The sequence below is a fragment of the Aureivirga marina genome, assembly GCF_015767265.1.
In the GTDB taxonomy this organism is placed as follows: domain Bacteria; phylum Bacteroidota; class Bacteroidia; order Flavobacteriales; family Flavobacteriaceae; genus Aureivirga; species Aureivirga marina.
Genome location: NZ_JADPIB010000004.1, coordinates 48694 through 74728 on the forward strand (window position 1 = coordinate 48694; position 26035 = coordinate 74728).

The following is a 26035-nucleotide window of genomic DNA, read 5'->3' on the forward strand; positions in this document are numbered from 1 at the left end:
AATTTCTGTAAAAGTATAAAATATATGTTAAAATGATAAAAATGCTTTTTTTATGAAAGTCGCTTAAATTAAAAAAGCATCATACATGAAGTACAATGCTTTTTAAACAATTCGTAAAATAATTTTTTAGAGCAATATCAATCAGGGGCGATTTTCATTACATCACAAAATTCATTTTACTTTTTCACACTAAAAACTAGAATCAAAGGCAAATGAATTAGATTCCGGTATAATTACTTGGTGTAATTGCTTTCAATTCGTTTTTTATATCGTCTGAAACTTCTAATGTATCAATGAAATTCGCAATAGAAGTTTGATTAATTGTTTCGTTTGTTCTTGTCAATCCTTTTAAAGCTTCATACGGATTCGGATATCCTTCTCTTCTTAAGATTGTTTGAATTGCTTCCGCAACAACTGCCCAATTATTTTCTAAATCTTGTGCAAACTTTGCTTCGTTGATTAACAATTTATTCAATCCTTTTAAAGTTGCAGCAAAACCAATCATTGTATGTGCTAAAGGAACACCAATATTACGTAAAACCGTAGAATCTGTCAAATCTCTTTGCAATCTAGAAATTGGAAGTTTTGCAGCTAAATGTTCAAAAATAGCATTTGCAATTCCCATATTTCCTTCTGAGTTTTCAAAATCAATCGGATTTACTTTATGTGGCATTGCAGAAGAACCAACTTCTCCAGCTTTGATTTTTTGCTTGAAATAATCATTTGAAATATATGTCCAGATATCTCTGTCCAAATCAATGAAAATTGTATTGATACGTTTTAAAGCATCAAAAGTTCCAGCAATATGATCGTAATGTTCGATTTGTGTTGTTGGGAAAGAATGGTGTAAACCTAAAATATCCTCTACGAAATGCGTTCCGAAAGTTTTCCAATCAGTTGAAGGATACGCAACTTTGTGGGCATTATAATTTCCTGTTGCTCCACCAAATTTAGCAGCAAAAGGAATGGTCATTAATTGCGCTAATTGCTCTTGAATACGAACGATAAAAACCTCAAATTCTTTTCCAACACGCGTTGGAGAAGCTGGTTGACCGTGCGTTCTTGCAAGCATTGGAATTTCCGCCCATTCGTCTGCAAGTTCTTGTAATTTCGCTAAAACATTGTTTAATGCAGGAATGTAATCATTCTCAATAGCATCTTTTAAAGAAAGCGGAATTGCAGTGTTATTAATATCTTGAGAAGTCAATCCAAAATGGATAAACTCTTTGTATTTCTGTAAGTTTAATGCGTCGAATTTTTCTTTGATAAAATATTCTACAGCTTTTACATCATGATTTGTAACGCTCTCGATGTCTTTGATTTTTTGTGCGTCTTCCGCAGTAAAGTTTTTATAAATATCTCTTAAATCAAAGAATAAAGAAGTATCAAAATCTTCTAATTGTGGTAAAGGAATTTCGCAAAGTGCAATAAAATATTCGATTTCCACTTTTACACGATATTTGATTAAAGCTTCTTCCGAAAAATAGGTTGCTAAGTTTTCTACTTTTCCTCTATATCTACCATCAATAGGTGAAATTGCGTTTAGGTTTGTAAGTGTCATTTTTCTGTTGTTGTGTTGAAAAGCAACAAAAATAATTATTTCTGTTAAAGTGGGGTGGGTTTATTGGATTTATTTAATTTCTGATATGAGGTTTTATATGATTAAATTCAAATTCAATAGGTTCAAATTTATTTTCTTTTAGTCTATTGTAGAATGATGTAAATTCAATTATAAATTCATCTTCTTTAAATGATTTTAATAAATTGATTAGTTTGGAATCATTATTTTTATCATAAATAAAGAAAAATACTCTATGTAATATAAAATTATTTTCATTTTCTTGAATGGTGTTATAAGAAATAAAATCTTTTAAATTTTCTAAACTTTTATTTTTTGCTCGTATTAAATTGTTTAGTTTAGTTCTATTACTTGAATAACTATAAATGTTAAATAAGTCATCAGAGTAACCGTTTTTCTTCATTTTTTTAGCATCTGTCAAATGTTTTGAAAAGAAGCTAAATTTAAATTTTTCCATTTCTTCTTCGGTGAAAACAGAATAGTCTTTATTTAAAAAATCAAGATTTTGTATAATATTTGATTCTATTACATAAGGAAATTTTGAATTTTCAAGTAAAGTTTCTTCATGGTAATCTCTGAAATCTATTTTATTTGGAAATAGTTTTTGAATTTTATCTGAATTATAATTCAGGTTTGTAGTAAAATTTCCAAAATTAAAGTCATATTTTAATTCTCTAGCTATTTTTAAACTTGTTTCTATATAATTTTTGTATATCTCTATGGAAGAAAAGATGCTATTTTGATTGTGAATGTTTATATTTATAAAAAGAAATAAATTGTTTCGTTCATTAATAATATCTTTAGTATCATTTTCTATATATTTATCATAGTATGTATTAAATACATCAAAAAATAAATTTAGATTAGATTCTATATCTAGAATTTTAGCAATTAAATTAGTTCTTATGCTTAATATATTTTTTGAGAAATTAATTATAATATTTAATCTATTGAAAATAGAATCAATTATTTTGTAAGTTGAAAATATTATAACATCATTTGATTTAGAGTTTTTCAGCAAATAATTATTTTCGAATAGGTCATAAATATTTTTAATTGTTTCCTCTTTTAAATTATTATCAAAATCAATTTTTAAATACTTAATAAAATGAAAAAGAAATATTTTTTGATTTTTATTAATATCATGTTTAAATATATCTATTAATAAATTACTTTGGATAGTGTGATTATCTTTAGATGAGATAATTTTATTTGTATAATTATTTTCTATTTTTTGTAGAAACTTAAATTCAAATTCTAAAGGATAGTTTTTTATTAAATTTTCATTATATACTAAATTTTTATTATTGAAAAATATTGATATTATATTATCATATTCTTTTTTATTTTCAATGAAATTTTCAAGAGTTTTATTATTTTCAAAGTCGAGATGTTTAATAAAAGAATCAATATTGGCTATATTTAATTTTTTAATTATGTCATAATATGTTTCAATAAATTTGAGGTAATTTTCTTTTGTAGTATAGTTATTTAATATAGAAAATTCTTTATTTAAAAAATTAAGAATATCTAAATCAAGTTCTTTATTTGAATAAGAATTTTCAATAGCTTTATATAAATTGAAGAAAATATCACTTTTTTCTTTCTCAAAAATTTTTTTTATAAAATTAAAATGAAATGTTGAAATATCTTTTTTGTTTAAAAAATCTATTTCATTGATTAAGTTGGATATTATTAAAGGGTACTTAACATTGTTAAAATGTTTTATTGTGAAATCAATTAAATCTTCTTTTTTTGAATAAAAATTAAGACTAGTAGAATTTAACAGTTGTTTGTATATCTCTTCAAAATCTTTAATTTCATCTTCATTAAGTCTATGTTCACTTACAATATATTCACAAACAAATAATTGATTTATAAATTTAATTTGCTCTTTTTCTAATTCCATTTTTAATTTCATTTAATTTACCATTAATAATAAGATCATTTAATTTATCTTCTAAAACTTCTATGTTTTCTAAATCTAAAATTTCTTCAAGCTCTTCAGTTGATAAATCATTTTCATAAAGCCTTAAATTTATATATCTATGAATGTTTTTTGAATAAATAATAGAGTTTAAATCATTTCTAAATTCTTTTATTTTTAAAATGTCATTTTCTTCAAAAAGATATTTTAAAATTTCAATTATATCTTTTATTTTAGGGTTTGAATTATTTTTATCAACTGTATTGTAATCTTTAATAATTAAAAAAGTATTTGAATCATCACTTTCTTTTTTTAAAAAAAATCTTTTTTCAGAATTTTTTTCTAAATATCTTTTAATATTTGAAAAAAGTAAGTTGTAAACATCTAAATATTTTATTTTTAAAAGTTCAATTAATAATAAGTCATAAATAACAATATCTCTTTCAATATCTTTAATATTTGTAATAAATGAATTTGAGAATCGAGTTGTATCTCTAAATGTATTAATATGATTTCTTGAAAAAATATTAAATTCTTCATCTATATTTAAGGACTCTTTTAGTTTATCTTTAGATTTTTGATTTTTAAGTCTATCAATAATTAATTTTTCTAAATGAATTAGATTGTATTCATTTTTAAACTTTGGTAAAGGAAATTCCGATTGAAAAATCTTCTCTAAATAATTTTCATGTTTTTCATTTATTTCTTTTACGGCTTTTGAAACATACTCTTTATCATAAGCAGTAATAAAAAATACATTTTTAAAATTAGCAGTATTTCTTATAATCCTTAAAACTTCAATGACTTCTAATTTATCTAAACGATCCAAATCATCTATGAAAATGAAAATTTTTCTATCTATTTCTGAAATTATATTATTAATTATATCAAATTCCTCTTTAACAGATTTTGGAGATTTTATAATTGTCTGAATAGGTTTTAAAATTGATTTACCACCAACTTCTGAATCTAATAATAATTGAATGTATAATTGAATATTGTGTTCTAATTTAGAATGAAAAGGTTTTAAGGAATTACTTAAGGTATTAAAGAAATCTTTAGTTATTAATTTAGCATCTTTATTTAACCAAGGTTTAAATTCTATAATTATATTTTCATTATTTAATAGTTTATAATGAACTATTTTTATTTTATTAATTATATTTTCAAGCTCTTTATAAGAATGTGCTTTTAATGAATTTATAATTTCTTGAACAAAATTATTATTTGTTTTGTTTAGAAATACTCTAATATTTTTTATTTCCTTTTCTGAATTATTTAATTCGTTTTTAATTTTGTTGAAATCTTTGATATTTTCAAGATTAATAATTTTATTTATAGAATTTTGTAATTTGAAAATATATTCTATTTGAATATTAATTTCTTTAATAAAATTCGGTTCAATTTTATTTTTATACTCTTCAAGCTTTATCTTTGTCTCTTCTAAATTTGAAATGTAATTATTAATATCACCTTTTTTTACTTCAATTTTGGCAATTTCATCTATAATGTTTTTTAAATCTAAATTACTTTTGATTTTTTGTGAAATAAGTTTAATATTCTGTTTGTTGGTTTCGTCAATATATTGATTTATATTTTCTAATAAATCAATAGTTTTCATTAAACCATTTTTATGCTTTTCTTCATCCTCTTCATCTTTTATTTTTTCAAGAATATTTATTACAGTTTCAAGTTGTTTTCCTTCTAATTCATTTTTAAGTAAATTCATAAAAGAAGATTTTCCAGAACCCCATTCTCCAATAATTCCAACAGCAAAAGAGTTTTCTTTTGCATCTGTTTTTTCTAATTTATAAGCAATTTGTTTTGCAAAATTTACTCTACCGAGAGATTCATCATCTTCTGATGAAATAGGTTCGTCAACATGAAAACCTTCATAATCGTTTTCGTTTATTTCAATTTTAGCATTTTTTAATTTATTCTGAATTAAAAAACCTAGAAAATACAATCCAAAACCAAAAGCAATAAAATCTATAAAAACGATTTTGTTTTTTGAAGGATGAAAAATCCAAGCATTTCCTATAAGTCGTTCATATATTATAATACCGATAACAACGGTACTAATAATAAAACCTCTTTGTGAATACTTATGATTATTGTAAAGTTTAAGGCTGAAAGAAATGAGAAAAAAGATGAAAACTAAAATTAAAACATAATAAATTTCAGTTGTTTCTTTAAAAATATCGAATTTTCCTTTTACAATATTTTTATACCAGAAATCAATAAATGGTTTTCTGAAAAAAACATAAATCAAAGTACCAATAAAAATGTATTTATGTTCTAAACAAAACTCATAAATTGATTTTAAATATTTAATGAAAGTCCTTTGGTATTCATAAACTTTCTCAGCAATCGATTCTTGGCTCATAGAAATTTGGTTTGAACAAATTTAAATAATTAATAGTTACGATTTTATTTAGGCGTTGTATATTTGCATCGCTTTGAAAACAAATATGAATTGATAAAAAAATATTATGAAACAAAAATTACTATGCATCTTAACGTTATTAATCAGTATTTCAACATTTAGCCAATACAAGCCACTTTTAGAAGAAAATAAGATTTGGGTATATTGTGTAAAAACAGATGATGTTATTTACCCAGATATTGCTCCAGTGTATAATACCATAAGCCAATGTTTTAAAGTTTTTTTGGATGGAACCGAAGAGATTAATGGAATTACATATAGAAAAGTTTATATGGAAAAATTCTATGAAGTTGATTATATACTTGATTATACTGATGGTTCAATTGTTATAGAAGAAACACTAGAAGCAAATCCAAATACTTATGAGCATTTATCTGGAGGTGAAGTGCTTCAAATGATGGAAAATGCAGATGCGCCTGCTTTGATCGGATATATGCGAGAAGATATTACAGAAGAGAAAGTATATGCTATCTCGTTATTATATGATAATTCAGATGAAGAGTTTATGTCTTCTGAATATTTAGCATATGATTTTAGTGTTACAGAAGGAGCAGAATATTATACAAGACTTCATTGTGTTAGAGATGGATATATGCGAGATGCTTCATATTATTCGACTGAAGAAGGAGATGCGGTGGAAATTCAAGAAATTAATACAATTACAATTGAAGGTGAAGAACGAAAACAAATTAGTAAGATTAAAAGTGAAATTCACGATATGACTTTATTAGATTTAAATTATGAAAATATTAAATTTATTGAAGGAATTGGAAGTACCAATAATTTGTTACATCCTTTATCTTGGAAGATTCTTTATATAAGAAAGAAAAATGAAAGAGTAACTGGTGCAAATGGATATGAGAATTGTAATTATGGACAATTAATGTTTATTTCCAAAGATGATGAGGTGATTTTTAATCCATCAAATTTTGAGTTTAATAGATTCATTTTAAATGTAGAAACAGAAAAAGAAGCTTTTGAAAATTTAATGATATCTCCAATTCCAACAAAAGATAGAATTCAAATTAAGGGTATAAATCAAGAATTAACTTTTGAATTATTTGATTTAAATGGGAGAAAATTAAATGTTTCTTCAGAAAGGTTAAATACCGAATATTCTCTTAATATTTCTCATGTAGAAAAAGGAATTTATCTTTTAAAAATTAAGAATAAAAACAATTCTATAATTACAAGAAAAATTGTAAAAGAATAAGTTAGGCTTTGTTTAAATATCAAGTTAATATTAATAAGTTATTTTAAAAAACATAGCAATAAAAAAGCGAAGTTAAAATCAACTTCGCTTTTTTTTATTTATAGTTTAGGATAAACTTGAATACCATCTTTCCAAGTCTCCTCAACTTTAATATTTCGCATATTTAAGAATGGATTTGGCATTTCCAATGGATTTTGCTCTAAAATCACATAATCTGCAAATTTTCCTTCTTCCAAAGAACCAACCCAATTATCCGCATGACATTGCCAAGCTGCATCAATTGTTACAGCTCGTAAAGCATTTACAGGTGAAATTCTTTCTTTTGGATTTAAAACATTTTTCTCATGAATTTGTGGTGAATTTGGACTTGCTTCCATTACTCTTGTGATTGCTTGTTCCATCATTCGTAATCCTCCAATTGGACTTACACCAAAATCACTGTGGAAAGAAATTTTTAAACCATGATCTAAAGCAGATTGACATAAATCTAGTTTTTCTGCTTTTTCCATAAAAATGGCATTTCTAAACACATATCCCCAATAACCAACATGTCCAATTAAGAAACTAGGTGACAAGTTTAATTTTTTAAGTCTAAAAAGATTTGTTTCATTTAAAATAGAACAGTGCTCTACACGATTTCTAAAATCAAGTGGATTTTTCTTTTCAACAGAAAATTTGAAAGCATATTCAAAAGCATCGATTGTTTGACTTACAGCAGCATCTCCATTTGCATGTGTCATTATAGACCAACCTTTATCAATACAAATTCTAGTTAATTCTCTTAATTCTTGATTTGAAAAATTAGCAATTCCTAAATTATTTTTTGGTTCACAGCAATAATATTCTGTTTGAGATCCAGTCAAACCTTGATTAGATCCATCAGAAACTATTTTAATAGAAGCAATATATCCATTATGATAATTTTCTATTTTTTCAAACTCTTTTAAATCTTCCGCTTGATTTTCACTAAAATAAATTTTCGCACCACCAAAACGCACAGGAATTTCATTTAAATCTGCATATAATTTTAAAAATTCAATAGAGCTTTTTTGCAAAGCAGCATCATATAAAAAAGTTACACCTTGTTTTGCTGCTTCATCAAAAGTTTCTGCAACATACTTAGAAACATTTTCAACCATAAACGAAACTTGATTTATAGGAAGTGCAGGAACTAACCATTTCATTTGTTCAACTTCTTGAAGCATTCCATTTGTTTTATTTATAAAATCTTCTAAAGATTCATACAATTTTTTGAAATCTTCATTTAAAGAATTTGCTTTATATGTTTTTTCAAGTGCTAACTTATTTAAATATAAAGTGTGCATAGAAGCTGCCATCAGTACGATTGGAGTTTCTGTACTAATTTGATCTAATCGTTCAAAATCGAAAGTTTCTAATTGTGTTAATGAACCAGGGCTTTGATTTATTTTAAAAGGCATCAAAGAAGGATCAACTTCTTTTCCAAAAAACCATAATACTTTAGCATCTGAATCTACATTTTTTAAAATTTTAATTTCATTTTGAATTGTTTCTTTAATGTAATCAAAATCATATTTTGGAATTAATTTTTGATTTTCAATTCGAGATAAATTTTTCCAAGTTCCTAGAAAAGAACTGGGAATAATATGCATGTGTGGTTCTACAAATCCTGGAAGTAACGTTTGGTTTTTAGTTAAATAAATGGTGTCATATGAAACTTTCTTTTTGTCTAAAATTGACTTTACATAGTCTTCAGTTCCATTAGCTAAAACTTTTCCTTCGTGAAAAGCAATAGCTTTTACTTTTGCAGTTTGATTGTTGTTTATTGGAATTATGGAAGCAGAATCTTCTTTACAGATATAAAGCAAAGTAGGTTTTTTGTGCTTTTTTTTGGGATAAATTATTTTTGGTAAAGGTTTTAAATTTTCTTCCATTTCTTTTGTGATTGGATTATGGCAACCACAATGAATACAATCATTTGTTTTTTGTTTATTCATTTTAATTAAGTTTTTAAAATAGAATTATTCAGTAAAACCATTAAATCCGCCAGAAATCGTATTAATTATAGGAGAATTTAAAAAGCTTGCATTTTTATCATAAACTAAACTTCCATTAGGTTCAATTCGATAACTATCAATACGCTCATTTAATGGATCAATCACATAAATAAAATGATCTGTAACTACTAAATCTAAAAAAGTATAATAACGAATTGTACTTTCACCTTGAATCACTGTATTTCTTGATGGAGGAGGAGTAGATTCTGTAACTAACAAAACTTCTTCTGTATAATTTCGAATATCAAATTTGAAAATTTTACCTTCTGGTGTATTACTTCCATAAAGAAAATTATTTAATTTATCCGTTTTTAGCCAGCAAATTCCTCTTTCATTTGTATCATATTCTGATAATAAATTCAGTTTATTTTCAGTATCAATTTTATAAATTCCAACACTTCCCAAACGAGCTCTCGTTACAGCAACAACATCATCTGTGATAAAAGTTGCTCCAAAAGGACGAAGAACAGCATTTTCTCCAATAGAAATAAAACCACCAGATTCGTCTAATTTTATCACATATGCTTTATCAGAAATTGTTGTTACAATCAATTTTGTTCCAGATTTATTTATGGAAACATTGGTATATCCTAAAACAGAACTATCGAATTGATGAATTGCATTTGCAATTGGTGAAGTATTTCCTTCTTTATCAATTTTAAAACCTTGTAAACCTCCATAAAGATGTAAAACATAGACAATATCTTTCACACTCGCCATGGAAGTCGGATACAAAAAATCGGTATTTTGTTTTGCTTTAAATTCTAAAGAATCAGAATGAATTTTAAAAATAGAAAAAGAAGGATCAAAATTATTTACATTTAAAACTAAACTATTTTCATGTGCAAAAATCACTGCATCTTGAGAACTATTTGGATCGGATGAAACTCCAAATTCTCTATAATCATGAAGATTTCCACCACTTCCTTTTGTTCCGTAATTTCCAAGAAGTTTTAATTCTGCATTTGCATTTCTTTGAAAATAAAATAGCTGATTTTCTGCATTTAAATTATTTAAAACAAAAAAAGCATCTTCCACTTGATTGTTTTCAGAACAACATAAATCATCATCATTAGAACACGAAAAAAGAAAAAGGAAACAACAGAAATAAAATGACTTTTTAAGATTTTTCATAAACAGTGTATTAGAAATATTTTAAAGAATTAATAATCTGAAAAGCCATTAAATCCTCCAGAAATTGTATTTACAATTGGCCAATCATTATAGCTTTTATCCGCTTGATATATCAGTGTTCCATCAGTTTCAATTCGATAAACATCAATTCGTTCATTTAAAGGATCAATTGTATAGATAAATTCTTTTGAATACACTAAATCCAAATACAAATAATGTAATGTAAAATCTCCTTGCATAACAGTATTTCTGGAAGGTGGAGGAGTAGATTTAAATGTTTGTGGCAATTCATTTTGATAATTACTTAAATCATAAACATAAATTGCACCTTGCGGAGTATTCGTAACATAAGCAGATTTTTTATCATCACTTACACGAAGCCAACAATGCCCACCTGTATTTGTGACATTTTTACTTAATAAAACCAATTCATTATTAGCATTTATATTGTAAATTCTTGTACTTCCATCAAAACCATTTGAAACAGCAATATTTGTATCGTCAATAAAAGCAGAGCCGTATGGACCAATATTTTCATCATAAATTGTTTCAGTGATTGAAGTAAAACCTCCATTACTATCTAATTGAATTACGAAAGCACGATTTCGAACTGTTGTGACAACTAAAGTGGTTGCAGAAAAATTGATTGAAACGTTTACATAAGGAGTGTGATCTGTCCCAAATTGGTGACTTGCATTTGCAATTGGAGAAGTATTTCCTTCATCATCAATTTTAAAACCTTGTAAACCACCGTTGAGGTGCAAAACATACACAAGATTTTTTCGAGTAGCCATTGCATTTGGATATTCGTAATCTGTGGCTTGTTTAGATTTAAATTCTAAAGAATCTCGATGAATTTTTAAGACAGAAAAAGAAGGATCATTGTTATTTACATTCATCACAAATTTTTTGTCTTCTGAATAAACAATTGCATCCTGAGAAATATTTGGATCCGAAATTGCACCAAAATTAGAAACTAAAAACAAATTTTCTCCACTTCCTTTTGTAGCATAACTTCCAACATATTCTAATGCATCTTTTTTATCTTTTCTTAAATAAATTAATTGGTTTCCAGAATTCAAATTATTTAAAACAAAAAAAGCACTTGTCACTTCTTCAGGAGGTGTTTCACAACAATCATCGTCATTATTACAAGAAATCGCAATTAGACAAAATAAAATAAATAAATAATTGTAAAAATTTTTCATCGATATTTAGTCTTTAAATTCACATACTTTAAGTTACGATTATTTGTTTAAATAATTAGAAATTAAATGTTTATGGTTTTGTTTGGAAAGAATTATTACCTTTAGGTGAAAATTCAAAAAACAAATTAAAAATGGAAGAAAATTCTAGTGTAAAAAAAGAAATTGCTATTGATGGTTCAAGTTTTAAACCTTGGGGAATGGAGTTAAAACAATATTTATTGTTGATGCATTTATCTCAATTAGGAGGAATGATTGTTCCTTTTGCAGGTTTAATTTTACCAATTGTCATGTGGATAACAAACAAAGATAACGACCCAAAAATTGACGAACACGGAAAAAATATTATGAATTTTATTATCAGTTGTGTGATTTATGCAACAATTGGTTTGATTCTTACATTTGTGATTATTGGAATTTTTGTGCTTTTTGCTGTTGGAGTTATTGCGATAGTTTTTCCAATTATCGGAGCAGTAAAAGCTTCTAATGGGGATGTTTATAAATATCCTTTAGCAATTCGCTTTTTTAAATAATCAGTTGATTTTTAGAGAAAACAGAAAGAACAAATTATTTGTTTGAAAATCTGCTATTTTATAATTATCAAGTTTATTATCATTTTCTAAAAAAAATACAAATCTTTAAACCTTTAGAATTTACTTTCTAGAGGTTTTTTTATGAAAAATAGATATAAATAATTTTAAGTGAAAAATTAAATTTAACACTGAAAATAAATAAAAAAATATAGGGAAATTTAAAATAAGAAAAAATTGTAGCGAGAACGAGACTTGAACTCGTGACCTTCGGATTATGAATCCGACGCTCTAACCAGCTGAGCTACCTCGCCAATAATGCATTTTGAAATTTTTTGTAGCGAGAACGAGACTTGAACTCGTGACCTTCGGATTATGAATCCGACGCTCTAACCAGCTGAGCTACCTCGCCAAAATGTATTTTGAGATTTTTTGTGGCGAGAACGAGATTTGAACTCGTGACCTCCGGGTTATGAATCCGACGCTCTAACCAACTGAGCTACCTCGCCATTTAAATAAAAAATGTTACTTTTGAGAACTTTTGTGGCGAGAACGAGATTTGAACTCGTGACCTCCGGGTTATGAATCCGACGCTCTAACCAACTGAGCTACCTCGCCTGTAAATCGGGTGCAAATATATGATAAAATTCTTTTGAAACAAGCATTTTCGTTGGTTTTTTTCATTTTGCATTAATTTTAAATTTTGTATATTGTATTAAATAACTTTAGAAAAAATGTCGAATAAAATAAAATACCAATTGGAGTTTCCTGTAAAGGCCTCACCACAACTATTATACGAATATTTCACATCACCATCTGGACTTTCTGAGTGGTTTGCGGATAATGTAAATTCGAGGGGTGAAAAGTATACTTTTATATGGGATGATTCTGAAGAAGAAGCGAAGTTATTGGTAGAAAGAGCTTATGAAAAAGCAAAATATAAGTGGTTAGAAGATGAAGGAACGGATTATTTTTTTGAATTTCGAATCATTGTTGATGAAATTACAAAAGACGTTTCCTTAGTAATTACAGATTTTGCCGAAGAAGATGAAGTGGAAGAAGCTAAAATGCTTTGGGAAAATCAAATAGACGCATTGAGACACATTTTAGGTGCATAAAACTTAAGTTAAATATTTATTTTTTAAGAGATTGTTCACTAGGGAACAATCTCTTTTTTTGTAATATTAATAAGGCATTTTTTTTGCTATATATTTAAGTGAAACGAATGAAATTTTAAAAATAATTGAAAGAATATTTTTTAAAATTATATTTTTGAATAATTATTTAAAATGAAAATGAGAAAAATAGCGCTTTTATTGTGTTTATTCACAAGTTTAATTGGGTTTTCGCAAGAAGATGATAAATTTGAAAATGAGATTCCATTGGATTCTTTATTTACAGAATACGATTTTCAAATTATCGAACAAGATAGCCTTACAATTGGATTGCATGAAGTAAAACTTTTAAAGAAAATTAAGTTTAATACTTCTCGCGATCGAAACTATTATTATTGGCTTCGAAAGAAAACTTATAAAGCGTATCCATTTGCGAAAATGGCTACGGAAAGATTGAATTCTCTGAATGAAAGACTAAAGAAAATTGAATCGAAAAGAAAAAGAAGAAAATATACCAAAAGAATACAGAAATATTTAGAAGAAGAATTTACAGATCAATTAAAAAAGCTAACAAAAACAGAAGGAAGAATTTTAATAAAATTGATTAAAAGACAAACAGGAAATACGGCTTTTGATTTGGTAAAAGAACTTCGAAGTGGATGGAAAGCTTTTTGGTATAATACAACTGCAAACTTGTTCAGTCTTTCTTTGAAAACAGAATATGATCCGTTAAACAATGATGAAGATTATATAATTGAAGATATTTTGCAAAGAGCTTTTCAAAATGGATATTTAGAAGAGCAAGATCCAGCATTTGAAATTGATTATTTTGAAATTACAGAACAAAGAAGAAAAGAAGACAGATTAATCGATACAAAAATGGTAAATGAGCAATTAAAAAAATATAAATAAAACTGTTAAAAAAATAAATTTTTGGTTTAATTATTGTAGCGAGAAATTGAACCAAAATTTTATTTGCATGATTAAAAAAGTACTATTAGTTTTTGCTTTTTTCAGTTTTATTTTCGGATTTTCCCAAGAAATCCCAAATTTAAAAGTTGAAAACGCTGAAAAAGAAATCACCCTTGAGAAATTAGTTGTAAAAACAGAAGTTATTGGAAATATTGCAACAACAACTTATGAAATGCAATTTTTCAATCCGAATCAAAGAGTTTTAGAAGGAGAATTAAATTTTCCATTAGGAGAAAATCAAAATGTAATTCGATTTGCTTTAGATATAAATGGAAATTTACGAGAAGCTGTAGTTGTTAAAAAAGAAAAAGCGCGTGTAGCTTTTGAATCTACAGTTAAAAGAAAAATTGATCCGGCACTTTTAGAAAAAGTTGAAGGAAATAATTATAAAGCTCGTGTTTATCCAATTCCTGCCAATGGATATAAAAAAGTTGTTTTAGTTTTTGAAGAAGAATTACCATTACATAAATTACAACATGAATTAAAATATTCATTTGATTTCACGAAGAAATTAGAAGAATTTTCACTTTCGATTATTGCTTTTGAACAAAAAGAAGCATCCATTTCTACCAATGGATTTTTAAAAAGAAAAAGTTTTGAAAAAGATGGAAATAACTTATTATTGAATTTTAAAAAGAAAAATTTTCAACCAAAAGAATCTATTGAAATTTGTTTTGAATTGGAAGATTCTCGAGAGAAATTAATCACTTTTGAAGAATATTTTTATTTCTATAAATTGTTAAATCCAGAAAAAAGAAAAAGAGAACAGCCGAAAAATATTGATTTATTTTGGGATTCATCTTTATCGATGAAAGAAAGAAATTTGGAAAAAGAGCTTTCAGTTTTAGGAGAATATTTTAGAAAAAATCCGAATTTACATATTTCTTTAGTGAATTTTAGCAATAGAATTAAAGAAGAAAAACATTTTAAAATTAAAAATGGAAATTGGGAAACATTAAAAATGTATTTAGAAAATACGATTTATGATGGAGCAACTTCATACAAAGCAATTCAGAAAAAACTAAAACAATCAGAATACACTTTTCTATTTACAGATGGAATGAAAAATTTTGGAAGTTTTACAAAGAGTTTTAAGAATCCAATTTTTATTTTCAATAGTGTAGCAAAATCTAATCATTTTTATTTAAAAGAGATTTGTTTGAATTCAGGTGGAAATTATTTGAATTTAAATAGAATTTCAAACATCCAAGCACAAGATATTTTAGAAAATGAAACATTTAGTTTTATTGGGTTTGAAAAAGAAACAGATTCGAATTTAGAAATTTATCCAAAAGTAAGAACGGCAGTAACGAATGATTTTTCGATTGTTGGAAAAGATTATATGATTGATGAAGTTGTAGAATTGCATTTTGGATTTGGAAATGAAATTACACAAAAAGTTCGAGTTGTTTTAAAAGAGTCAGAAAAAGAAAGTGCTAGAATTCCTAAGTTTTGGGCGACAAAAAAAATAGCTTTTTTAAGTAAAAATAAAAAAGAGAATGAAGAAGAAATAATTTCGGTTAGTAAAGAATATCAAGTGATTTCAGATTTTACTTCGATGATTGTTTTAGATAGAGTTGAAGATTATGTAGAACATGAAATTGTTCCGCCAAAAGATTTACAAGAAAGATATTTTAATTTACTTCAAGAAAAAAGCAGAAGAGAAAAGCAATTTATTGTAGATACAGAAGCTCCTAAAAGAGAATTATTAAGAGATTTTCATGATTTTGTTGCTTGGAATAAAAAAGATTATTATAGAGATCAAAGACAAAAATATATTCAAGATTCTTTGTCAAAAAGAAAAAAGTTTATTCAAGATTCTATTAATCAACTAAAAATACTCAAGAAAGGATATTTGAAAATTAATGGAACTGTTTCGGATGAAGAAGGTCCTTTGATGGGAGCAGTAGTAATTTCGAAAAATGAAAATACTTCGGTATTGACTGATTTTGATGGGAAATTTGAAATTTTAGTAAAAAAAGGAGATGTATTAGAGTTTTCATTTATTGGATTTAAAACTAAGAAAGTGAAAATTAGAAATAGCTTTAATTTTGCTATAATTTTAAAAGGTGATTCTTCTAATTTAGAAGAAATTCAGGTTGTAGGATATCAGAAAAGAAAGAGAAATAATTCAAATAATGAAGTTGAGCTTATAGAAGTAGTTGAAAATGATGAAATTATTGAAGAAATAGTAGAAGTTGAAGAAGAAGAAGAAATGAGAGTGGAATCTGAAAATGATTATTTTTCATCTCCAGAGCCTGAGGCTGAATCTGATGTTGAAGCATATAGAATGATATCTGACAAAACTTCAAATGTTGCAAATGCTTTAGAAGGAAAGGCATCAGGAGTAGTAATTTCAAATAATAACATTGAAGAAAATAATAAAGAAGAAAAATCTACAGTTTTAAAATCATGGGATTCAAAAGCGATTTATGTCAAAGATTTAAAGAAAATTAAATTGACAAAAGTTGCATATCAAAAATATTTAGAATTACGTCCAAAATATCAAAATATGCCGACTTTTTATTTTGATGTTGCTGATTTCTTTATATATAGAAAAGCACCAAAAATTGCTTTACAAATTATTTCGAATGTTGCAGAAATGGATGTAGATAATTATGAATTGTTACGAGCTCTAGCATATAAATTAGAAGCAACAAATCATTTTGAAGAAGCTGTTTTTGTATATCAGAAAATTATAGAATTACGTCCAGAAGATATTCAATCTTATCGTGATTTAGCTTTGGCTTATGAAGAAATAGGGGAATATCAAAAGGCGATTGAATTATTATATAAAATCGTAAATGGTTCTTTGTTAGAAAAAGATTCTAGAAGAAACTATCTTGGAATTGAAGAAATTTCTTTCATTGAAATGAATCACATTATTTCTAAATATCCTAAAAAAATAACTATTGATTTTATAGAAAAAGAATATATCAAAGATGTTTCGATGGATTTTAGAGTTGTTATTGATTGGAATCATAATGATACAGATATAGATTTATGGGTAACAGATGCTAATAATGAAAAATGTTATTATGGGCATAAAAAAACCAAAATTTATGGACGAATTTCTGATGATATGACAAGAGGATTTGGTCCTGAGAATTTTACTTTAAAGAAAATTAAAAAAGGAAAATATCTAGGGCAAATCAAATATTACGGTGATACAAAACAAAAAATTTCTGGTCCAACGATTTTAAAAACGACCGTTTATCAAAATTATGGAAAGAAAGATGAATCGAAAGAGATTAAAGTTTTTAGATTAGATAAAAGACAAGATATTTTAACGTTTTATGAAAAAGTGATGTAAGTATTTTAAAAGAAAAGGCGATTTATAAATTTAAATCGCTTTTTTATATTACTTCATTTTTTCCCACCAATTAGATTTTGGTAAGTCCATTGAATCTAATGAAAATGTTCTTCCGATTTCTGGAGTTGTAACTTCTACACCCAAAGAATTTGATTTTTTAATGAATCGTTCAATTGGATCCGTCCAAGTATGCATTGCAAGTTTAAAAGCTCCCCAATGAATTGGAATTACTTTTTCAGCTTTTAAATCAACTGCTGTTTGTGCTGTTTCTTCTGGAAACATATGGATTTCCTTCCATAATTTATTGTATTGTCCACATTCTAACATCGCAAAATCAAAAGGTCCATACTTATCTCCGATTTCTTTAAAATGTGTTCCATAACCAGAATCTCCGCTAAAGAAAATATTTTTAGATGGAGATTTTAAAATCCAAGAACTCCATAAAGTAGAATTTCTGTTAAAAAGTCCACGTCCAGAAAAATGTTGTGCAGGCGTACAAACTAAAGTTACATCATCCACTTTTACGGAATCCCACCAATTAAATTCCTGAATTTTATTTTTATCAACTTTCCATTCTTCTAAATGACTTCCTACTCCAAGAGGCACAAAGAATTTTTTTACTTTATGTTTAATTTTTTTGATTGTTTCATAATCTAAATGATCATAATGATCATGCGAAATAATCACCATATCAATTTCAGGTAATTTTTCTGCAATAATTGGAAGTTCTTCATTAAAACGTTTATTTCCTAATAATGGGTGAGGAGCAGGAACATCACTAAAAACTGGATCTAATAAAATGTTTTTACCTTCCATTTGAATTAAAAAAGAAGAATGTCCAAACCAAATTAAATCTGTTTTGTTTTTTATCGGATTTGCAATTTCAACAGAATCTACTTTTTGAACTGAAACATTATTTTCAGGTTTTGTATTTGGATGTTTTTTAAAAAAATATTCTTTGAACATTTTTCTAAAATTTTCCCCAGTCATGTTTACATCTGCCTTTTCTATATTTTGAAATTTTCCATTTTCATAATTAGAAGATTTTTCAAAAATAAGCTTTTGTTGCTTCGAAATATTTCCACCAAATTGTGGACTTAGATTTATAAATAAAACACCAATAACAAGAACGATTGCTACGATGGATAAAATTGTAAGTGTCATTTTCTTCAATATTTTTTTGATTCTCATATTACCGAATTTTTATTCGATTATTGTTTTAAAAAATAATCAAGTTAGCCTTGATTACTTAAAGTTTTGTATTAATTAATCTATTTTAATCTTTTGTTTTTTAATGTTTAATAGCATTCCAAGTAATGTTGAACATCATGTTTACATCTTTTTCATTTAATTTTAATTGTTTAGATGTAATAAAGAAGATAGTTTGTTTAAGTAAGGCATCAATGATTCCAAGAATGATTTCCGTTTCATAATTCTTTAAAATTTGCTCCTTTTTACCTGTTTCAATTAAATTAATTCCAAATTTCATTTTATCATCTCGAATGTTTTGTGGCACTTTCTGATAATATGGAGATTGTTTTACTTGTGTCAAAAAACTCATCTCTTTATGATTGTTTACACCAAAATGAATCCATTGCATCCAAAGAGATTTTAATTTTAGTTCTAAAGAAAATTCTTCTTTAAAATTCTCTTTTGAAATTGTCATTTGCTCTTGAATAAGTTCACTACAAATTGAAACAATTAAATCTTCTTTATTCTTATAATAAACATAAAGTGTCGAAGGAGAGATACCAACTTTTTTTGCAAGTTCAGCCATTTTCACTCCTGCAAATCCTTTCACAAAAATGATATTTATCGTTTCATTTTTGATTCGGATTCTTTTTTCTTCATCTTTTAATTTCATGCTACAAATGTATATAATCGAATTTTTATTCGATTATAAATATATGTTAAATTTTTTAATAAAAAATAGATTACGAAACTTTATATAGAGGGAAATTAGAGAGGTGAAACCATGTTTTTACTACTGTTTTAAGAGAAAATAATAGGAAAAACAGTAGGTTTTAATTTAGAAACAATAAAAATTAGTACATTTTCTGTAATAAAGTTGCAGGCTATGATTTTTTCATTCGGTAATTATAAAAACCATGTAAAATAAGGAATTTAATAAAAAATAATGTTAAAAAATTGCTATTTTAACTTTAATAATGTGAATTAAAATAAAGATGCACTTACAATTCGTTAAAATATTGTTAATATATTTGTTCCGAAAAACAAACAATTTTGTTTTTAAATAATTAATAACCTAAATACTTAAATCTAAAAAGATGAAGACAAAAATTACTCTTTCTTTGTTACTTCTTACTAGCGTTTTATTTACTAATTGTAGTAAAGACGATGAAACATTAGCAGATGCAAGCACTGGAGAAACTCCAGAAGTTGCAGCGAGAGCGGCGTCGAGCTTTCGTCAGGATGTAGCGTATCACCACGCTCCAATTCACATTCAAGATGTGGATAGAACAGGGAAAAATGCTTTAGGTGGTGTTTCTGATTATATCACTGCAGTAAATTTTGATGGAGATTGGAATTCTTCAAACAACTGGAACAATCTTTCAACAGCTTCTCAAGCGAAAGCAGTTTGTTATTATTCAGTTGCTGAAACTTCAACTCATTATTATGTAATTTATTCTTTCTTCCACCCAAGAGATTGGACAGATAATCCATTTTTATATCATTTAGATCAACATGAAAATGATTTGGAAGGAGTTTTACATATCATCAAAAAAGATGGATCAACTTATGGAACTTTACAAGGAGTTGTGACAGTTTCTCACTTAGATTTCTATTCATTTAAACCAAGTGGTTCTCCATTAACGGATGGAAATGAAGATATTGATGGAATTTGTGATAGAGAATATTACGATGGTTCTTATAGAGTTTTAACTTCTCAAGAAGCAAAAGGACATGGAATCAAAACATATCCTAAATTAAAACCAGGAGGAAGTGATTATATCAAATATTACCCAAGTCAAACAGTTTCTGATTACCCAACTAGTCCATATGACAAGTTTGTTCAGTATAAATTAATTGACATTTTCGAGCCAAACGGATTCTATGCTCGTAGATATAATACGCAATTCTTAACTAGCGCAAAATATTTCCCAAGCACTGTAGGTAACGGAAAAGCTAATGCGCCATGGAACTGGAATGATGGAAATGACAATGTAGGAACAGGAATTATTGCAACTGATCCAGCTGCTTTAGCAAATGATTATTTCAACAATTTAGGATCATTTAGCTCAACTTACATTTACAATCCTTACCAATAAAATGAATCTTTCTCAGATTTGTGTAATAAAAAACTCCATTAAGTTTTCTTAATGGAGTTTTCTTTTGAAGATAAATTATAGTTGAAAAAAATAGAAAAATTTCAATTATCTAACGAATCCCTCACGGAATCCACCATTTGCAAATAAAGCTCTTGATCGAACTTTTTGCCCATTTGTAAACATGCTCATACAAGCATCATCTGTATAATCCATGAAATTCATAAACATATCAGAAGTATTACAATGGTAAGTTGGATAACTTGGGCATCCATAATTTGGTGAGTTTTGACTAGGTGTATCATATACAAAATCATCAACAGCACAATTTCTGCTATCTCCCCAAATATGTCTTAAGTTTAACCAATGTCCAACTTCATGTGTTGTTGTTCTTCCTAAATCAAAAGGAGTTTGAACATAACCAGTAGTTCCAAAAAATTGTGGGCTTACTACAACACCATCTGTATTTGGATTTCCTCCTGGAAATTGCGCATATCCAAGAATTCCATCACCAATGTTTCCAACCCAAATATTTAAATATTTAGAAGTATCCCAAGCATCAGATCCACCACGATTTGAATATTTAATATCTGATGAATCTCCCCAAGAACTTCTATTTGATTGTACTCTCACAATCTGATCTAAGTAAAAATAGATATTAAATGCTGCTGCATCATCTTCAAACTCACTTGGAATTGTTGAAACTTCTGAGTTTAATTTATTAAAATCACGATTTAATACATCAATTTGAGATTGAATCTGAGAATAGCTGATATTTTCATAATAATTGTAATAAACAACATGAATAACAACAGGAATATATACAATAGAACTTCTTTCTGTAGCAGATCTTTCTCTAGTTCTATATGTTTTTGTAAAATCCTCAATTTGATTCATTCTCTGTAAAATTGTAGGATCTTCTAAAGCTTGTTTTTCCAATACTTCTGAAGTCAAACAATTTCTAAATTCGACATTTTCTTCAGTGCTCACATTTTCAGGCAGAGCAACTTCGTTTGTTTCTTCATCTTCGCACGATATAAGCAATAACATAAATAATGTTAAAGCCATCCATCTAACATTCCACATAAACAATAGGTATTTAAATAATTAGGTGGTAAATCTATGTAAAATTAATTATGTCTAATAAAGTTTAACTTTTGTTATAAATATTCTTTTAATTAAGAGTTTTTATTTTTTTTTATTTGGTGAAATGGTTAATTAATTAGATATATTTTATTAAAATTCGAAGTGCTAAATGTTAATGAAAATTGCTTTTTCCGTTTTTTTGTTAAAATAAAAATTAAAAAATCAACTAAAAATGAAATAGTTATATGAAAATTAACTGTGAAAATTTAATTAAAAATTAAGAAATCTAAAGATGAAGAAAAGATGAATTCTTTATAAATATTTGTGAAATTTAGGAAATTACTTTAATATTAGAGTTCTAAAATCAAATGTGTTATAGAAAGCACTTAGATTCATCCTCTCTAAATACTTACTGTGTATGAAACTTTGTTATCTTTACAGCAAAATTTTGAACAATGGCAAACATAGATTGGAAAACCGTAAAAGAATACCAAGATATTACGTATAAAAAACATAATGGAGTAGCACGAATTGCGTTTAACAGACCAGATGTTCGTAATGCTTTTAGACCACAAACTACAAGTGAATTATTAGATGCTTTTTATGATGCACAAGAAGATACTTCGATTGGAGTAATTCTTTTATCAGCGGAAGGACCTTCTTCAAAAGATGGAAAATGGTCTTTTTGTTCAGGAGGAGATCAAAAAGCAAGAGGACACCAAGGTTATGTAGGACAAGACGGATATCACCGTTTAAATATTTTAGATGTACAACGTTTGATTCGTTTTATGCCTAAAGTTGTGATTGCTGTAGTTCCTGGTTGGGCTGTTGGTGGAGGTCACAGTTTACATGTTGTTTGTGATTTAACTTTAGCAAGTAAAGAGCATGCTATTTTCAAACAAACAGATGCGGATGTTACGAGTTTTGATGGTGGATACGGTTCTGCATATTTAGCAAAAATGGTAGGTCAGAAAAAAGCCAGAGAAATTTTCTTTTTAGGTAGAAATTATTCTGCACAAGAAGCTTACGAAATGGGGATGGTAAATGCTGTAATTCCTCATGACGAATTAGAAGATACTGCGTATCAATGGGCGCAAGAGATTTTAGATAAATCTCCAACTTCTATTAAAATGTTGAAATTTGCCATGAATCTTACAGATGATGGAATGGTTGGACAACAAGTTTTTGCAGGAGAAGCAACACGTTTAGCATATATGACAGAAGAGGCGAAAGAAGGAAGGGATGCTTTCTTAGAAAAACGTAAGCCTGATTTTAGAAAAATTAAATGGATACCATAACATATGAAGATAATTTGTATAGGTAGAAATTACGCCAAACATATTGAAGAATTAGAAAATGAAAAACCAAAAGTGCCAGTAATTTTCATGAAGCCTGATTCTTCGATTTTACCTAAAAATAATCCTTTTTTTATTCCTTCTTTTTCTAATGATATTCATTATGAAATAGAAGTTTTGGTTAAAATCAATAAAGTAGGAAAATATATTGATGCAAAATTTGCACATAAATATTATGATGAAGTTGGTTTAGGAATCGATTTTACTGCAAGAGATTTACAATCAGATTTGAAAGAAAAAGGTTTGCCTTGGGAAATTGCCAAAGGTTTTGATGGTGCAGCGATAATTGGAAATTTTGTTCCAAAAGAAAAATTTGAAAATCTTCAAGATGTAAATTTCTCTTTAGAAAAAAACAATGAAGTAGTACAGGAAGGAAATACAAATCAGATGCTTTGGAAAATTGATGAAATCATTGCATATGTTTCACAATTTTACACATTGAAAAAAGGAGACATTATTTTCACAGGAACTCCTGCTGGAGTTGGAAAAGTTTCCGAAAACGATCTTCTTGTAGGAAAAATTGAAGGAGAAGAGTTTTTGAAGGTTAGAGTTAAATAAAATCGAATGAGTTACAAAAATCAACTTTTAAAATTATACTCAAAACAATCATTGATGTTATTCTCAGTGATTGCTTCGCCTTTTTTTGCTTCCTTTTTAATGGCTGCAAATTTAAGAACAACGAAGAATTCTAAGAAAATACCTATTATTATGATTTATGCATTAATTTTTACTTTTCTAGTAAATGGAATGGTATTTAATGCAGGAGGTGGAGCGATGAGCTTTTTCTTAGTTTTTGGTTTAAATTTTTTAGGAGGATTTGTTTTAAATACTTTTTTCTGGAATGAATATTTAGGAAAAGACATCATTTACGAACCAAAATCTTCTCAAAAACCAATTTTATTTTTCATCGTTTATCTTTTGATTGCTACTTTTGTGCAAGCGAAATTACTTCAATAAGAAAATCAAAATATAACTTTATAAAAATCTTTATTCCTTTTTATATATAGAAAGGAGTAAAGATTTCTTTTTTCTAAATTTGATTTTTAAAATAAAAAAATATGAATGCAGAAATAATTACTATAGGAGATGAGATTTTAATTGGACAAATTGCAGATACAAATTCACAATGGATTGCAAAACAATTAAATAAAATCGGAATTTCCGTTTTTCAAATCACTTCTATTCAAGATGATGCAAAACACATTATTAAAGCAATTGAAGAAGCACAAGAAAATGCAGACATTGTTTTGATTACAGGAGGACTTGGACCAACAAAAGATGATATTACAAAACATACAATTACAACATATTTTCATGATTCTTTAGTTTTAAATAAAGATGTAGAATCGCATATCGAACAACTTTTTGCAAAATTTGATTATCCTTTTACAGAAGTAAATAGGCAGCAAGCTTTGGTTCCTTCTAGAGCGGAAGTTTTGTTTAATGAGTTAGGAACTGCACCAGGAATGTGGTTGGAAAATGAAAAAGGAATTGTAGTTTCAATGCCAGGAGTTCCAAATGAAATGAAAGGAATTGTTTCCAATGAATTACTTCCGAAAATTCAGCAAAAATATAAATTACCTTTTATATACCATCAAACAATTGTGACGTATGGAATGGGAGAAAGTATGGTTGCAGAGAAATTGGAAAATTGGGAAGATGCTTTACCAAAACATATCAAATTAGCTTATTTACCAAATTATGGTAAACTTCTGTTAAGGCTGACTGCTAAAGGAACTAATGAACAGTTTTTGATAAATAGTGTAGCAAAAGAAGTAGAGAAAATGCAACAAATTATAGGAGATATTATTGTTGGATTAGAAGAAGGAGAAACTTTAGAAGTATCTATCGGAAAGCTTTTAACAGAAAAAAAACTGACAATTGCTACTGCTGAAAGTTGTACAGGAGGAAAAATAGCAGAAATTATAACGTCTGTTCCTGGTTCTTCAGCGTATTTTATTGGTGGAATTGTATCTTATAATGCTAGAATTAAAGTACAAGAATTGGGAGTTTTGCAAGAAACAATTGCTACTCATACTGTCGTTAGCGAAGAAGTTGCAAAAGAAATGGCTTTAGGAATTCAAAAGAAATTTAATGTAGATTATGCAATTGCAACTACTGGAAATGCTGGGCCTACTACGGATTTGACAGATGAAACAGTTGGAACGGTTTATATTTCTATTGCATCTCCAAATGGAATTATGGTTGAAAAATTTAATTTTGGGCAACCAAGACAGAAAGTGATTCACCGCACAACACTTAAGTCGTTGGAGTTACTTCAGAAAGAAATTAGAAAAAACATTTTGAATTGTTTGTAATTCGTGTAAATTATTTCTAACTTTGCACCTCGTTTTGAGATAACACTAAAAACTGTTAAAGATGTCAAAAGTTTGTGAACTTACAGGAAAAAAAGCAATGGTGGGAAATAACGTTTCTCACGCCTTAAATAGAACTAAAAGAAAATTCAATGCTAACTTAATGAAGAAGCGTTTCTATATTCCAGAAGAAGATAAGTGGGTTACTTTAAAAGTATCTGCATCAGCTTTAAAGGATATCAACAAGAAAGGAATCGCTGCTGTAATTAAAGAAGCAAAGCAAAAAGGATTTTTAAAATAATTATTTGATAATTAAAAAATCGAATTAAGATGGCAAAGAAAGGAAATAGAGTGCAAGTAATCTTAGAATGCACTGAACATAAAGCTTCTGGATTACCAGGAACTTCTAGATATATTACAACTAAGAACAAAAAGAATACTCCAGATAGATTAGAGATTAAGAAATTCAATCCAATCTTAAAGAGAATGACAGTTCATAAAGAAATTAAATAATTTTAAGTC

Annotated in this window: 21 protein-coding genes and 4 tRNA genes; 12 read left to right on the forward strand and 13 right to left on the reverse strand. The window is 27.1% G+C overall.

From position 1 onward, the window contains the following. Positions 1 to 217 precede the first annotated feature (217 nt). The 3 genes from purB to I1A51_RS09260 form a co-directional block, all read right to left on the reverse strand. Positions 218 to 1561, reverse strand: coding sequence for an adenylosuccinate lyase (purB, locus tag I1A51_RS09250; RefSeq protein WP_196893248.1), 1344 nt, complete (start codon positions 1559 to 1561; stop codon positions 218 to 220). A 73-nt stretch (positions 1562 to 1634) separates the two neighbouring features. Next, a complete protein-coding gene (locus I1A51_RS09255) occupies positions 1635 to 3488 on the reverse strand; it encodes a transcriptional regulator (protein ID WP_196893250.1) in 1854 nt (617 codons plus the stop codon). Next, positions 3463 to 5892, reverse strand: a complete 2430-nt coding sequence (locus tag I1A51_RS09260) for a P-loop NTPase fold protein (RefSeq protein ID WP_196893252.1) — start codon at positions 5890 to 5892, stop codon at positions 3463 to 3465. Before I1A51_RS09260 ends, I1A51_RS09255 begins: the two co-directional genes overlap by 26 nt. A gap of 106 nt (positions 5893 to 5998) precedes the next feature. Here I1A51_RS09260 and I1A51_RS09265 point away from each other — a divergent pair, with 106 nt between their 5' ends. Further along, positions 5999 to 7165, forward strand: a complete 1167-nt coding sequence (locus tag I1A51_RS09265) for a T9SS type A sorting domain-containing protein (RefSeq protein WP_196893254.1) — start codon at positions 5999 to 6001, stop codon at positions 7163 to 7165. A 98-nt stretch (positions 7166 to 7263) separates the two neighbouring features. Here I1A51_RS09265 and I1A51_RS09270 read toward each other — a convergent pair whose 3' ends face one another. The 3 genes from I1A51_RS09270 to I1A51_RS09280 are packed head-to-tail and all read right to left on the reverse strand — an operon-like array spanning position 7264 to position 11543. Continuing rightward, the gene (locus I1A51_RS09270) at positions 7264 to 9141 is read right to left on the reverse strand and encodes an amidohydrolase (RefSeq protein WP_196893256.1); all 1878 of its coding nucleotides are present in this window, start codon (positions 9139 to 9141) and stop codon (positions 7264 to 7266) included. Between the two features lie 24 nt (positions 9142 to 9165). Further along, the gene (locus tag I1A51_RS09275) at positions 9166 to 10335 is read right to left on the reverse strand and encodes a hypothetical protein (RefSeq protein ID WP_196893258.1); all 1170 of its coding nucleotides are present in this window, start codon (positions 10333 to 10335) and stop codon (positions 9166 to 9168) included. Positions 10336 to 10364: 29 nt separating this feature from the next. Then, positions 10365 to 11543, reverse strand: coding sequence for a lactonase family protein (locus I1A51_RS09280; RefSeq protein ID WP_196893260.1), 1179 nt, complete (start codon positions 11541 to 11543; stop codon positions 10365 to 10367). Positions 11544 to 11674: 131 nt separating this feature from the next. Here I1A51_RS09280 and I1A51_RS09285 point away from each other — a divergent pair, with 131 nt between their 5' ends. Beyond that, positions 11675 to 12073: a DUF4870 domain-containing protein gene (locus I1A51_RS09285; protein WP_196893261.1), complete on the forward strand. Its 399-nt coding sequence runs from the start codon at positions 11675 to 11677 to the stop codon at positions 12071 to 12073. Between the two features lie 237 nt (positions 12074 to 12310). Here I1A51_RS09285 and I1A51_RS09290 read toward each other — a convergent pair. The 4 genes from I1A51_RS09290 to I1A51_RS09305 form a co-directional block, all read right to left on the reverse strand. Continuing rightward, positions 12311 to 12384 (reverse strand) — tRNA-Met (locus tag I1A51_RS09290). A 24-nt stretch (positions 12385 to 12408) separates the two neighbouring features. Continuing rightward, positions 12409 to 12482, reverse strand: a tRNA-Met gene (locus I1A51_RS09295). A gap of 23 nt (positions 12483 to 12505) precedes the next feature. Continuing rightward, positions 12506 to 12579, reverse strand: a tRNA-Met gene (locus I1A51_RS09300). Between the two features lie 35 nt (positions 12580 to 12614). Continuing rightward, positions 12615 to 12688 (reverse strand) — tRNA-Met (locus I1A51_RS09305). Between the two features lie 116 nt (positions 12689 to 12804). Here I1A51_RS09305 and I1A51_RS09310 point away from each other — a divergent pair. The 3 genes from I1A51_RS09310 (at position 12805) to I1A51_RS09320 (ending at position 17470) form a co-directional block, all read left to right on the forward strand. Further along, a complete protein-coding gene (locus tag I1A51_RS09310) occupies positions 12805 to 13188 on the forward strand; it encodes an START-like domain-containing protein (protein ID WP_196893263.1) in 384 nt (127 codons plus the stop codon). A 177-nt stretch (positions 13189 to 13365) separates the two neighbouring features. Then, the gene (locus tag I1A51_RS09315) at positions 13366 to 14097 is read left to right on the forward strand and encodes a DUF4294 domain-containing protein (RefSeq protein ID WP_196893265.1); all 732 of its coding nucleotides are present in this window, start codon (positions 13366 to 13368) and stop codon (positions 14095 to 14097) included. Between the two features lie 67 nt (positions 14098 to 14164). Then, entirely contained in the window at positions 14165 to 17470 is a 3306-nt protein-coding gene (locus I1A51_RS09320) for a VIT domain-containing protein (RefSeq protein ID WP_196893267.1), read from the forward strand. A gap of 48 nt (positions 17471 to 17518) precedes the next feature. Here the strand turns inward: I1A51_RS09320 and I1A51_RS09325 are convergent, their stop codons facing one another. Then, entirely contained in the window at positions 17519 to 18661 is a 1143-nt protein-coding gene (locus tag I1A51_RS09325) for an MBL fold metallo-hydrolase (protein WP_231374005.1), read from the reverse strand. 100 nt (positions 18662 to 18761) lie between these two features. Then, on the reverse strand, positions 18762 to 19334 hold the full coding sequence (locus tag I1A51_RS09330) for a TetR/AcrR family transcriptional regulator (protein WP_196893268.1): 573 nt from the start codon (positions 19332 to 19334) through the stop codon (positions 18762 to 18764). Positions 19335 to 19758: 424 nt separating this feature from the next. Here I1A51_RS09330 and I1A51_RS09335 point away from each other — a divergent pair, with 424 nt between their 5' ends. Continuing rightward, positions 19759 to 20760: a hypothetical protein gene (locus tag I1A51_RS09335; RefSeq protein WP_196893269.1), complete on the forward strand. Its 1002-nt coding sequence runs from the start codon at positions 19759 to 19761 to the stop codon at positions 20758 to 20760. A gap of 105 nt (positions 20761 to 20865) precedes the next feature. On the opposite strand, the gene I1A51_RS09340 is transcribed toward I1A51_RS09335, so the two are convergent. Then, complete coding sequence (locus I1A51_RS09340; RefSeq protein ID WP_231374006.1) at positions 20866 to 21843, reverse strand: zinc metalloprotease; 978 nt, start codon at positions 21841 to 21843, stop codon at positions 20866 to 20868. A gap of 455 nt (positions 21844 to 22298) precedes the next feature. On the opposite strand from I1A51_RS09340, the gene I1A51_RS09345 reads away from it, so the two are divergent. From I1A51_RS09345 to rpmG, 6 genes are all read left to right on the forward strand, one after another. Then, a complete protein-coding gene (locus I1A51_RS09345; protein ID WP_196893270.1) occupies positions 22299 to 23141 on the forward strand; it encodes a 1,4-dihydroxy-2-naphthoyl-CoA synthase in 843 nt (280 codons plus the stop codon). Positions 23142 to 23144: 3 nt separating this feature from the next. Continuing rightward, complete coding sequence (locus tag I1A51_RS09350; protein ID WP_196893271.1) at positions 23145 to 23756, forward strand: fumarylacetoacetate hydrolase family protein; 612 nt, start codon at positions 23145 to 23147, stop codon at positions 23754 to 23756. A 6-nt stretch (positions 23757 to 23762) separates the two neighbouring features. Next, positions 23763 to 24155, forward strand: a complete 393-nt coding sequence (locus I1A51_RS09355; protein ID WP_196893272.1) for a hypothetical protein — start codon at positions 23763 to 23765, stop codon at positions 24153 to 24155. A gap of 101 nt (positions 24156 to 24256) precedes the next feature. After that, the gene (locus I1A51_RS09360) at positions 24257 to 25516 is read left to right on the forward strand and encodes a competence/damage-inducible protein A (RefSeq protein WP_196893273.1); all 1260 of its coding nucleotides are present in this window, start codon (positions 24257 to 24259) and stop codon (positions 25514 to 25516) included. Between the two features lie 61 nt (positions 25517 to 25577). Next, entirely contained in the window at positions 25578 to 25814 is a 237-nt protein-coding gene (rpmB, locus tag I1A51_RS09365; protein ID WP_196893275.1) for a 50S ribosomal protein L28, read from the forward strand. A 29-nt stretch (positions 25815 to 25843) separates the two neighbouring features. Next, positions 25844 to 26026: a 50S ribosomal protein L33 gene (gene rpmG, locus I1A51_RS09370; RefSeq protein WP_196893277.1), complete on the forward strand. Its 183-nt coding sequence runs from the start codon at positions 25844 to 25846 to the stop codon at positions 26024 to 26026. Positions 26027 to 26035 lie beyond the last annotated feature (9 nt).